Source organism: Candidatus Curtissbacteria bacterium (genome assembly GCA_024654445.1).
GTDB lineage: Bacteria > Patescibacteriota > Microgenomatia > Curtissbacterales > GWA2-41-24 > JANLHP01.
In genome coordinates this window covers 62,316-74,229 of sequence record JANLHP010000013.1, presented here as the reverse complement: position 1 = coordinate 74,229, position 11,914 = coordinate 62,316, and the positions used below count along the sequence as shown (strand labels likewise).

The following is an 11,914-nucleotide window of genomic DNA, read 5'->3' as shown; positions in this document are numbered from 1 at the left end:
GACAAAGACCGGAAATAGATAGAGTTACCCACCAACAACTCTCACCGAAACGCCCCCGCAAACTCTGAAAGAAGCCCAATCAAAACTCGCAGCAGAATTGGAAGAATATCCAACCTGGAAAAGGTATAGTTCAGGAGCATATAAATCTTGGCAACAACTCTGTAAAGCCCAATTCAAATGGTACGACGACAACTCCGTGCTCGCAGTCATTCCTCAACTCTCGGAAAGGGTCATCACCGGCCCGGTTCGAACATTGATCATAAAAAACAAGATTGACACAATAGATAAATTATTGGAGAGGGATAGAAACTCAATAATAGGTCTCAGAGACGTTGGACCCGGGAGTGCCTCGCTAATAACCGCAATCTACGATGTTGCTCACTTCCAGCGCTTACAACTTAATTCGGGAAAATAGTCTCACTTAATTTTTTTGGCGAGGCCTTCGAAGGCTCGCAGAACTTCAAGCGGAGTCACAACTACAATTGTATTATTTTTATCACCCGAAATTTCAGATAGAGTTTGAAGTGTTCTTATGTGAAGCCCGCCCGTCGTTTTGGAAAGAGTACTCGCAGCGCTGGAAATATTTTGTGCGGCAGCCTTTTCCCCTTCTGCCTTAATAATAATCGCGCGTCTTTCGCGTTCTGCCTCCGCCTGTCTTGCAATCACCCTTTTCATTTCGTCGGGCATGATAATATCTTTAAGTTCGACCGATTCAACCTTTATTCCCCATGCGTCTGTCGCCTTATCTATAATTGTTTTTATTCTGTCTGCAACCTGATCCCGCTTCGAAAGTAAATCATCAAGAGAAGTTTCGCCAATCACGTTTCTCATTGTGGTTTGCGCCATCTGAGAAACCGCAAAGAAGTAATCTTCGACTTCCAAAATAGCCTTTTGGGCAACGTCTATTCTGTAGTAAATGACAGCATTAACTCTAGCACTTACGTTATCTAAAGTTATCGCTTCCTGGTCCGGAACGTCGACCGCCTTAACTCGAATATCGACTCTTTTCCATCCTTCGATAATCGGCAAAATAATTCTCCATCCTGGCTCCAACACTCCTACAAATCTCCCAAATCGAAACTTTACTCCCCGTTCGTACTGATTTACCTGCTTAATCGAAATAAGCAAAACAAAAAGCAAGAGAACCAAAATGACAATCAGCATCAATTCCATGTGTGCAGATTATATACAAACCGCTGCGTTCACCACAAATCAAACAGGAAATGTTATTCTGAATACGTGTACAGCTTTAGAGTATTAGCATTGATTTTGATCAGCCCTTTTGTGCTTTCCGCCTGCGACAAAAAGTTGCCGCTTACCACAACATCAAGCCCGACCCCTACAACTACACAGGTCAATGCTGATACAAAAGCGTCGTTTTTGATCTTTACAGAAGGCACAGAGAGAGAATTTACAACCAAAAAATACCACAACGTTTCTCCTGATGTTTACATAGAAGCATCAAACCCCAACCACGTCGTGGTTAAAAAGCCAAATACTACATGGGGCGAGTTCTTCGCAACCCTACCCATGTACGTCGATTATGGCTGCTTAGTAACTGGCACAGGTCAAAATTTTTGTGAATCTACTACAAAATCACTCAAGTTTTACGTTAACGAAGAGAAAGTAGATAACTTTTTGCAAAGAGAAATCAGAAACGGAGATAACGCTTTAATTAGTTTTGGGCCAATAAACGATCCAGCAATTGAAGGTCAACTCAAACAAATTCTTAAATTAAAGTTAAGGTGAGATCCTTGTTAAGGTCTCATCCTTGAACATTATGATTTAAGGTAGGGCACCTCTTCGAGTCTGAGCTTAAAAGCTCACCCCTCAGAGTCGAACGACTTTCGAGGACTCAAGGTTGCCACCTTAAATCTTGACAAAATTAAAATGTCTCTTCTGGAAACATATATCGTTCTCTCTATTATTCGCCTCGTAGCCGGATTCTCTATTTTAAAATGGCCGCTTTTTGGATTGTTTGCATCTATCTTTATAGATGTTTATGATTTTAATTTCCTGCCTTTTGCAAACAACGGAGAGCGTGAAGCATACCAATTGTGGGACAAGATCTTCGATATTTATTATCTTGCCATTGCCGCATTCACCTCCCTATCATGGAAGGACCAATTAGCAAGAAAAATCGCTGTATCTTCATTTTTGTACAGACTTACAGGAGCTATTCTGTTTCCGCTAATTGGCAATAGAAGTTTGCTTATATTCTTTCCCAATTTTTTTGAAAACTTTTTTATCTTTTACCTGCTGTTTGTGCGCCTAACCAAAAAGCAGAAACTTTTTACATCTAGAATAAGTGTCTTCATTATTATAGTAGCCCTTTTAATACCTTCGATATTAAGGGAGTACTTTATGCATGTTCTAAAAAAACCGCCGTGGAGAGTTTACGACATTGCGCAGAACCTGGATATCCAAAAGTGGGCGCCTTTCGGAATCGACCTTTCCTACTTGATATGGATATTAATTCTTCTCTCTCTTCCGCTCACTGCACTAATTTGGCAAGTCAAAAAAGTTAAGTCAAGGTGAGATTCTTCGTGATTTAAGGTGGCAACCTTGAGTCATCGAAAGTCATTCGACTCTGAGGGATGAGCTTTCAAGCTCAGACTCGAAGAGGTGTCATACCTTAAATTTTGACAAAATTAACACAGAGGAATATACTCTCAAAAAGAAATGTCAAGAAATCTTCAAATTGCTGCCGGCGCAATAGCACTTGTTGCAGTAATAGGAATCGGAGCATTTGTTTTTAATAGAGGCAAATCGACAGAAACCACTACACCCGGGTCACCTGAAGCCCAAACACAAGTTAAAGGAACAATAGCCGGACTTTTTGGCAAAAACCAAACCTGCACTGTTAAATATCCCGGCCAGTCAACAGAAGGTACTATTTATGTTTCTGGTAATAAAGTAAGAGGCGACTTTACCATGACAGACCCGAACGGAACGGAGATGCACAGTTCTATGATCAACGACAGCGAGTACACATATACATGGACACCAGTAATGGGTCAAGGAGTAAAAATTAAAAACAGCGCGGCGACTGAGCAGACACAAGATCAAAACCAGGATTTCGATGTAAACAAAGAAGTCGATATGAAATGTTCTTCCTGGTCGCCAGACAATTCCAAGTTCACCCCACCGTCTGACGTACAATTCATGGACTTAACACAAACTCAAGAGCAGACTCAAAGCCCCGCTACTGCAAGCCCCGGCACTTCCAACTCAATGTGCGCTCAGATAACAGACCCACAAGCAAAAGCCGCCTGCGAAAGTTACAGCAATTAACCTCGACTTCTAAATACTAACAAACCTACTACATAATTCTTACATTTTTCTTACTTAATTTAAGTACAATTCCCCGTTTGGGTGAATTTTAATATGGAAGTGGCATGAAAAAGAAGGAAAAATTTGCAAAGATCAGGCAATTTTTGCTCAAGAATGCTGACCCCATACAAAAAGAGGCAACACGGCTTCACAAAAAGTACCTAGGAAGCCACAGCTTACGCACTGAATTCGTAGATAAATATCAAAACAACCATATCGCCTTAATTCATGTCCTGGCTAATAATCTTGAAAACGGCAACATGAAGGCGGTTGCGAACCTGTTTCGAGACCTGGGGGAAAAGCTCGCGAAAGATTCGGTGCAAGACGGGCTGACCCTGGAAGAAGCGATAGACGGAACTATCTTTCTTAAACAAGCAATCTGGACAGATCTAAAAAGAGAAGGCCTGTTAAAAGACATGTCCGTAGACGATTACTATGAAATGAGTCAGAAAATCGGAACGTTCATAGACACTCTCTCTTCTAAAATAGCCTTCACGTATCACAGAGAAAGACTGCTGATAGAAAGAAACCTCATCTATCTGGCAGAAGCAAGCCGCATACTCTCATCTTCTCTTGATTATCAAACAACCTTGAACACAATCGCGGTTCTGGCCGTTCCCGAAATTGGCGATTGGTGCACAATTGAATTACTTAACGACAACGGTGAGTTGAAGCAAGTTGCACTAGCACATAAAGACCCCAAGAAAATTAAATGGGCAAAGGAACTAAGGAAAGTTCGGCCACCGGATATGAACGATCCAACCGGTACTCCTAACGTTTTAAGAACGGGTAAATCCGAAATCTACCCTAGTATCACCGACGATATGCTTGTTGCGGTTGCAAAAAACAAAAAAGACCTAAAGCTTCTTCGAAAGGTTGGGTTTACTTCCGCAATAACCGTCCCAATTTTTTCCCAAAAAAGCCCGATCGGCACGATCAGCTTCGTTACAAGCGATACAAAAAGACACTACAATCCTGCAGACTTAGTTATGGCAGAAGAGTTAGGACTGCGAGCATCAATTTCCATCGAAAACGCCAAACTTTATAAAGGCTCCCAAGAAGCAATCAGCCTTCGTGACGACTTTATCGCGGTTGCGTCTCACGAACTTAAAACTCCGGTTACTAGCGTAAAAATGTTCACACAAATTCTCAAAAAACACTCCGAACAAATCGGAGATCAAAAAGCAGCCGATCATCTTTCTAAAATGGACAGACAGATAAACAAATTAACGGAGCTAATTTATGACCTGTTGAATATTTCTAAAATACAAGCAGGCCGCCTCGAGTTTAAGCGTAAACTTTTTAATTTTGACAAAGCTGTCGATGAAATCATGGACATACTCCAACAATCGGAGGAAAAACACAAACTGGTAATAAAGGGAAAAACAGATAAAAAAATCTTTGGCGACGAAGAACGTATTGGCCAAGTTTTGGAAAATCTTATATCAAACGCAATTAAATATTCACCCAAGGCAGACAAGGTAGTGATTAGATTATCAGCCAAGAAGGATCATGTAAAAGTAGCGGTTCAAGATTTCGGTATAGGAATGCAAGAAGAGCATTTGGGTAAAATCTTCGAGCGTTTCTACAGAGTTTACGACACCACGGACAAAACCTTCCCCGGACTTGGCATCGGCCTTTACATATCATCTGAAATTATCAAGCACCACGGTGGCAAGTTTTGGGTTAAAAGTAATATCGGTCAAGGTTCTACTTTTTACTTCAGTCTACCCGAAAAAAGAGCTAAAAACCTTGACATAGATCCTCACCTTACGACACCAAACCAAAGCGCTCTATGATGAAAAAGAAAGCTATCAGTCCTGAGAAACATCGAGGGGTCTTTGTTGTAGACGATGATCCAGACATTTTAGATGCTTTTGAAGCAATGCTCGAAGCCAACGATTACGATGTAACGACTTTTTCGGACGCCGACTTTTTGCTTTCGCCCAAGCTTGAAAAGAAGGACCTGCCTGATATTATTCTGCTTGATGTTTTGCTCTCCGGCCAGGACGGCCGAGAAGTTTGCAAGGAGTTAAAAAATAGAAAGATAACTAAGAATGTTCCGGTTATCATCGTCTCCGCCCATCCAGACGTTAAAGACACATACAAGAACGCGGGAGCGGAGGATTTTCTCTCCAAGCCCTTCGAAATGGACGAGCTTATTGAAAAGATTGAAAAACTCACTAACTAATCAGTCCCAGTCCCAAGATACCAGTGATAATAAGATAAATTGCCACAAAATAATTTAGGAATTTTGGAAAGACAAGAATAAGTATTCCAAAAAGTAAGGCAGTAAGAGGACTTAAGTTTGTAATATTCAACATCACATTCACCCCCTCTCTAACTTAAGATTACCACAAATTTGTTAACTTTAATCTGTAACAAGAGGTGGTTCAATTGGGCGATCTAACTGTGTGTCTTTTTGCACTTCCGGCTTGACGCTAGATTGCAGCGCCGAGGTTCTTGCGATTAAATGTTTAACCTTTTTGTAATCCTCATAGTTACCTTCTATCTTCTTAAACGCCAAATACTGACTAAAGTTAAACGAGTGCCACTTGCGCGAATTAAAATCCCTTAAATTTCCACCACCGGTCCAATCGTAATACAAATCATTTGACCCATATTTAGAAATCAAAAAAGCAATTTTCGTATCAAGACGATTAAGTGCAAGATACGTGAGCGTTAATTTCCTATTTTCGTCCGGCTTAATATCTTCCGGAGTCACCGCAACTTCATCCAAGATTTTTTCGCTTTCACGGATTATTTCGGGCCAGCTACCAGCTGCGTCAGTAGATAGAGAAGCGATGTAAGAATAGTCTATTTCACTATTGACCGTTGGTTTGAAATCGTTTGCAATCAAGCTATCAATGTTGGCAATATTTATCGTCAAAACAGTCACTAGACTGACAGAAAGTGTGGCGATAAAAATCCTCTGGCTTTCAGTTTTAACAAACACACGCCAAACCAAAATCAAAAGCATCGCTAAAAGCCAGACCAAAAAAACAAACCCAAAAACACGTGCCCTAGTTAAACCATGCGTCGCCTGATATAAATTCAAACGCTGAAAATCCGACAGTAGAACTAGACCTATTTCAAATATTAACGTGCCTGTTAACCCCTGAACCCATATCTTCTCTTTAGCGTGAAATTTGTGAATAAAGCGCAAAACATATAAAACAACGCTGCTTGCAAGAACAGAGGCCGCTATAAGTTCGAAGAACCCCTTCCTCACGTATTCCGAATAAGTTAAGCTTTGTATACCTAAATTATGTAGTTCTCTTTCCCCCACTCCGGTAAATAAATACCTAAACTGCACCCCAATAAAAATCGCAAAAAGAAAAACTATACCACCCACTATCGTCGATAGTTCGTAAGCTTTTGAACTTACCACCTTTTGCGTGTCTTCTCTGTCATCCGGTTTTTCGGCTCTAACAATCCCTAAAGCGACAAACGCTGCAAAAATGGTGACCGAAATTAAAAGCCTTAAGCCTATATCTTTGAAAAAAAGTTGGGCAACTCGACCAAAGATTGGATCTCCTACCGAAAGCAATATAAAAAGAACTGCAAGTATGGGAGCCGAAATAAGAATTCCACGGGCTATATATGAAACTTTTCCCGCAGAAATTTTACTGGAAGAAAACTCCGAATTTTTAAGATTGCTACCAAAGTAAAAAATTGAGTTGCCAACGAGTTTTAATGGCAAGGTAAGAAAATAAGGAAGCTCAAATCTTGGCTCTTTTTGTGACCTGTAAGCATAAATGGCAGCAGTAGTAAAAAGAACCGCCAAAACTAAATCTACGACTTGAACAAGAAAATTAGATCTTAATGAGAATAAAAAGGCGAACAATACAGAAGCAGCAGAAAAGCCAACACCAGTTAAAATTCGTCGGGAATCAACTTTCGCCGTTGCAATAAAAAAAAGATTGAGAATTAAAAACCAAAAACCTACTCCTAGCCCAAGAGGGATTTTATAGAAAAGGAGATTGTAGAAAACTACTAAAACAAAAGCTCCCAGAGCAATGTTTTGCATTTGGCGGTAAACATAATTCTACCTTTGTGAAAAATACCATGTCAAATCGGAGTGGTAAAATATGCTTATGTTTAAGCTTGTATTTATAATCGTTTTTTTAATTATTGTGACAATCGGCAGCCTGGCTGCATTTGATCGCTGGTCAGACAACACCTCAACGGACAATTTATCTCAAGAACAACGTCAACTAACGGGACCTTCCCCCTCCCCAAAACTCACGCTGGAAAACCCACCCGCTCAGAAAATACTTGCAAATGACTATCACGTTTTTCAAACCTTCAATAATTGCGGCCCGGCAGCTCTTTCGATGGCTCTTTCTTACTACGGAATAAACGTTAGCCAACAAACCTTGGGTCAAGAACTTAGACCCTACCAAAATCCCCAGGGAGATAACGACGACAAATCCGTAACCCTCGAAGAGTTGGGAGAAAAATCAAAGGACTACGAACTTATTCCGTATCATCGCCCAACTGGGAGTATGGAGGAAGTAAAACTTTTTATTACTTATGACATTCCCGTCATTGCAAGAACCTTGCTTAAAGTAGACGACGACATTGGCCATTACAGAATTATTAAAGGTTACGACGAAACAACAGGACAGATCATCCAAGACGATTCCTTGCAGGGCAAAAATTTACGCTATTCGTATAGTGACTTTAACGCCGTTTGGAAAAAATTTAACTACGAATATCTCGTTCTTGTACCACCCGAAAAAGAGCATATAGCCAAAGCGATTCTTGGTGAGAACTCGGACGAGCAAGTTGCTTGGAGAAAAGCGGCAGAGCTCTCGCAAAATGAACTTGTGAACAACCCGAGCGACATCTATTCTCGTTTCAACCTTTCAGTCGCGCTCTACAACACCGGCGACTACCAAGAATCGGTCCGCGAGTTTGAAGAAGTCGAAAATCAGCTCCCTTTCAGAACTCTTTGGTACCAAATCGAACCAATACGAGCGTACTACGAATTGGGAAATTACCCGAGAGTGTTCGCCATAACGGACAAGGTTCTTAATAATCACAACAGAGCCTTTTCCGAGCTTTATCTTATTCGTGGGGAAATTTATAAGAAGCAAGGAAACCTAGAACTCGCTCGACAAGAGTTCGAAAAAGCAGTAATCTACAATAGAAACCTTCAAGAAGCCCAGGAAGCATTAAACTCCCTTTAGATTAAGCCCAAGTGAGACCCCTTAGGTCCGCAGTCCGAAGGACGAGGACCGCATGGCACTGAATGACAAGGATCTCACCTTGAACGCTATCCAATTCTTAACCCTAAACTCTATCCCCTTTTACTCTACTTCAGGTATCGGTCGAAAAACTCAATAGATCTTTGCATAGCAGTGTTAAAGTTAGCGCTTAAATTATGATCGTCTCCTTGATATACGTTTAGTTCCGACACTGTGCCCACCGCTTTTAATTGCTCGTCCAGTTTTTGCGAAAATTCAACTGGTACAGAAGTATCATGTGTACCGTGATGAAGCTGTATCGGGCCTGAAATATCGGCAAGGTATGAGTTGGCAGAAATTGAATTCCAGAACTGCGGATTTTTTTCCGGCTCACCATATTGTTCCACGAGTAGTTGTCTCCACCTTCTCGCACCACCGGGCAGTGGTGTTGGAGACGGCCTGTTCCCCCTTCTCCACCTGTTTATAAGATCCGGATAAGAAGCTACAACACCCGCCCATATAACTCCCGCTTTAACATCACTCTTTGCAACCATATTCCTGAGAGTAATATGCCCTCCCATGCTATGTCCCCACATACCGATTTTGCTCTCGTCTACATCTGGGTGCTTTTTAAGAGATGCAACCGCATTTAATACATCTATCGTGTAGTCATTCGACCCATACGCTCCTGAAGGGCTACCTTCAGAATTTCCATGTCCTCGGTAATCGGACCTAAAAACTATGTATCCATTTCTTGCAAACCCATCCACGTACGCAACATATCGTTCCGTCGTTCTGTATTGAGCTGGTGGAATATATCCGTGATTAAAAATAATTGTAGGATATCCCCCTCGAGGTTTCGGCCCGTTTGGGATTGCCAAAAGGGCGTAAATTTTCAAACCTTCCGATCTATAAGAAGCAATGTATCGCTGATAGTTAGAACCCGGGTCAAGCGCCTGCTCAATCGTAATGTCACTTCCTGGATACTCGCCGCCTCTCAGTCCTTCTATCGAAAGCTCGTGCAGCCCGACTTCTGCCTCCCCCATATTGTCATCGGTGTTTAACTCGTCTGTCAGAAGAACAGTAATATCACCAGCTGAACGATCAACTCTAGAATAAAGAACGAAACCCGATATCAAGACAACAAGAGTAATAATGGCAGCAACAAAAATACGCATGGATTGAAAAGTGGTCTCGATTATATCACCTATTTTGGAGAAGGTACCTTGGCACCTTTTTTTCTCGCCTCAAGCCCAATTGCTATTGCTTGTTTCTTGCTCTTTACAGTTTTGTCACTTTTCCCGCTCTTAAGTTTGCCATGCTTCATTTTATGCATGGCTTCACCAGCCTGCTCCTGTGCTTTCTTGCTATACTTAGCCATTTTTTAAAATGATACAAATCATTTTAGAAATTTAATTAAAGAGCTGTAATAAGTCAGAAAGAAAATCTCTTTAGATTCTTGTTAAAATTATAAATGCCATCCAGTCAATTTAACAATCTAACAATCAGCAATTCAGCAATTAAATTCTTATGTCAGGTGATTTAGCAAAAATTACAAGAAAGGTCTCTGGAATTTCGGGAATGTGGAACCCTGTCGAAATCTATACTCCCGACCCAACCTCACTGAAAAAAGAGAAAGAAAAAGTATTTGCTGCATTCGGGAAAGATAAATCTTATAACCCAAAATTTACTTATTCTCACGCAAATACGCTCAAGGTAGCAAAAAATAAAAGACTGCTCCTTAAGCTTAAAGACGAAGTTGCGAGCCTGAAGCCGAAATCATCCCTCGAAAAAGTGGTTAAGCGAATCCTGTATCTGAATATAGAAGACAATCTTTCCAACTGTCTTCTAATAGAAGGAATAAAACAAAAAGACGAAAGTAAAATCGCAAAAGCTTTTTCTCAAAAGTATCCTCGTCTGACTAAGAATTTAATTAGGGTCGCAAATAAAAGCTACGAAAGATTGACGTCACCCCAAAGTGCTCTACCCGTGCAAAAAGCACTACTTACACACGACGAGCAGGAATATCTAAAAAACTTAAAGTTAAATGCAAGACAAATAAAAGAAGCTTTTGAGTGGGCACTGGCAGAATACGGAATCTTACAAGACGAAAAACAAAATGGGCCGGCATTCAGAGTTTCAATAAGCAAGACCTCGACTTCGATTGATGTTCGTGACAAATCCAAAACCGGCCCCAGAATTTCTATACCCGCAGACAGAGAAGTAACTGGCGACAAGCTACTAGAGCTTATCGGGCACGAAGTTGAAGGCCATTCAAGGCAATCAGTTAATGGACAATTGCTATTCGCAGTAGGCGGGAGCAATCTAAAAATTGATTCAGAAGAATTATATGAAGGTCTGGCAAAAAGATACGACGAAGCCTTCAGACTGGAATTCTTTGGAGAAGAATCCGGTACACCTAAGCCTTTCTTTGTTTTCGCGACTCAAATGGCCCAAGATGGAAAATCATTCTTTAAAATTTTCGAAGACCAAATTGAACGCCATTTAAGAACAGAATTAAAGATTCCAACAAGTCAAAAGCTACCAAAATATATTGATGATGAGTCTTGGGAAAAAGCCCTCGAAAGCGCTTGGAAAACAACCTATCGGGTCATGCGAGGACATATAAATACGAAAAATACAAAGAAATTCGCGATGACTAAAGATCTGTCATACTTACTCGGATGGCTGCTTGATAAAAAATTAGTTAAAGCAGGCAAGGGTTATCTGAATGAGGCAGCGATACTCGACCATAGGTCGCTCCCGGCTCTTAAGGAACTTGGTTTATCTGAAAGTTCTTTGCCCCTACCTTATAAGAACGTTGCAAAGCTTTACTGGGAAGACATCCTAAAGCCTCGGGCGAGAGAAAAAAGTTAACTTTTGCTTGCGTTCTCCCAAAGGCCAACGACGTTCCCTTCGGTGTCAGTAAAATACGCGGCAAACCCCGCTTCCCCAACCGGCTGCTTCCCACGAATCGTCTTACCTCCGGCCTCTTCTATTTTACGAAGCGCTTCGTCGATATCGTCCACATTTATAGTAATTACTATGTTGGTAATCGGCCCCTGTCTCTTTAACATTCCCCCGTTTATCCTCGCTCGCTCTTTCGGACCTTTCTCGTCACTTTCAGCAGTCATAACGAGCACGTAATCGTGTCCAGTCTCCGAAATCATATTCCAGCCAAAAGCTGAACTATAAAATTTATTAGCCCTCGCTAAATCATCTGTCGGTATTTCAAAATGAACTACACTATCCATCAAGCCTCACCTCCTCTGCATACATGTTGTTTATTTTAGCATCAAAAAAAATCCGCTTTTGGCGGAGTAATGTTTTTTTATTAATACCTCGGGTGGCTGAGTCTTATGGGGGACTTCTGTCGTGTGTAGATACTG

14 protein-coding genes are annotated in these 11,914 nt (G+C 41.1%); 8 read left to right on the top strand and 6 right to left on the bottom strand.

The annotated features are described in order from the left end of the window. Positions 1-97 precede the first annotated feature (97 nt). A complete protein-coding gene (locus tag NUV69_01485) occupies positions 98-415 on the top strand; it encodes a hypothetical protein (GenBank protein MCR4324340.1) in 318 nt (105 codons plus the stop codon). Positions 416-417: 2 nt separating this feature from the next. Here the strand turns inward: NUV69_01485 and NUV69_01480 are convergent, their stop codons facing one another. After that, positions 418-1,173: a slipin family protein gene (locus tag NUV69_01480; GenBank protein MCR4324339.1), complete on the bottom strand. Its 756-nt coding sequence runs from the start codon at positions 1,171-1,173 to the stop codon at positions 418-420. A gap of 96 nt (positions 1,174-1,269) precedes the next feature. Here NUV69_01480 and NUV69_01475 point away from each other — a divergent pair, with 96 nt between their 5' ends. The 5 genes from NUV69_01475 (at position 1,270) to NUV69_01455 (ending at position 5,524) form a co-directional block, all read left to right on the top strand. Then, on the top strand, positions 1,270-1,749 hold the full coding sequence (locus NUV69_01475) for a hypothetical protein (protein MCR4324338.1): 480 nt from the start codon (positions 1,270-1,272) through the stop codon (positions 1,747-1,749). Between the two features lie 141 nt (positions 1,750-1,890). Beyond that, positions 1,891-2,538 carry a hypothetical protein gene (locus tag NUV69_01470; protein ID MCR4324337.1) on the top strand — a complete coding sequence of 216 codons (648 nt, stop codon included), beginning with the start codon at positions 1,891-1,893 and terminating at the stop codon, positions 2,536-2,538. A 144-nt stretch (positions 2,539-2,682) separates the two neighbouring features. After that, on the top strand, positions 2,683-3,294 hold the full coding sequence (locus NUV69_01465) for a hypothetical protein (protein ID MCR4324336.1): 612 nt from the start codon (positions 2,683-2,685) through the stop codon (positions 3,292-3,294). A gap of 104 nt (positions 3,295-3,398) precedes the next feature. Further along, positions 3,399-5,132: a GAF domain-containing sensor histidine kinase gene (locus tag NUV69_01460; GenBank protein MCR4324335.1), complete on the top strand. Its 1,734-nt coding sequence runs from the start codon at positions 3,399-3,401 to the stop codon at positions 5,130-5,132. Continuing rightward, positions 5,129-5,524: a response regulator gene (locus tag NUV69_01455; GenBank protein ID MCR4324334.1), complete on the top strand. Its 396-nt coding sequence runs from the start codon at positions 5,129-5,131 to the stop codon at positions 5,522-5,524. The genes NUV69_01460 and NUV69_01455 overlap by 4 nt, the downstream gene beginning before the upstream one ends. On the opposite strand, the gene NUV69_01450 is transcribed toward NUV69_01455, so the two are convergent. Together NUV69_01450 and NUV69_01445 are read right to left on the bottom strand one after the other, a co-directional pair. Further along, positions 5,517-5,657, bottom strand: coding sequence for a DUF3096 domain-containing protein (locus NUV69_01450; protein ID MCR4324333.1), 141 nt, complete (start codon positions 5,655-5,657; stop codon positions 5,517-5,519). The two genes, NUV69_01455 and NUV69_01450, sit on opposite strands and share 8 nt — an antisense overlap. A 47-nt stretch (positions 5,658-5,704) precedes the next feature. Continuing rightward, positions 5,705-7,363: a DUF4173 domain-containing protein gene (locus NUV69_01445; protein MCR4324332.1), complete on the bottom strand. Its 1,659-nt coding sequence runs from the start codon at positions 7,361-7,363 to the stop codon at positions 5,705-5,707. A 67-nt stretch (positions 7,364-7,430) separates the two neighbouring features. Between NUV69_01445 and NUV69_01440 the strand changes: the two genes are divergently transcribed. Then, the gene (locus tag NUV69_01440) at positions 7,431-8,528 is read left to right on the top strand and encodes a C39 family peptidase (GenBank protein ID MCR4324331.1); all 1,098 of its coding nucleotides are present in this window, start codon (positions 7,431-7,433) and stop codon (positions 8,526-8,528) included. 125 nt (positions 8,529-8,653) lie between these two features. Here NUV69_01440 and NUV69_01435 read toward each other — a convergent pair whose 3' ends face one another. Continuing rightward, positions 8,654-9,703: an alpha/beta fold hydrolase gene (locus tag NUV69_01435; protein ID MCR4324330.1), complete on the bottom strand. Its 1,050-nt coding sequence runs from the start codon at positions 9,701-9,703 to the stop codon at positions 8,654-8,656. Between the two features lie 29 nt (positions 9,704-9,732). After that, positions 9,733-9,906 (bottom strand): DUF6496 domain-containing protein, encoded by a 174-nt coding sequence (locus NUV69_01430; GenBank protein MCR4324329.1) that lies wholly within the window; start codon positions 9,904-9,906, stop codon positions 9,733-9,735. Positions 9,907-10,055: 149 nt separating this feature from the next. On the opposite strand from NUV69_01430, the gene NUV69_01425 reads away from it, so the two are divergent. After that, positions 10,056-11,402 carry a flavohemoglobin expression-modulating QEGLA motif protein gene (locus NUV69_01425; protein MCR4324328.1) on the top strand — a complete coding sequence of 449 codons (1,347 nt, stop codon included), beginning with the start codon at positions 10,056-10,058 and terminating at the stop codon, positions 11,400-11,402. Here NUV69_01425 and NUV69_01420 read toward each other — a convergent pair. Continuing rightward, entirely contained in the window at positions 11,399-11,782 is a 384-nt protein-coding gene (locus NUV69_01420; protein MCR4324327.1) for a VOC family protein, read from the bottom strand. The genes NUV69_01425 and NUV69_01420 overlap by 4 nt on opposite strands. Positions 11,783-11,914 lie beyond the last annotated feature (132 nt).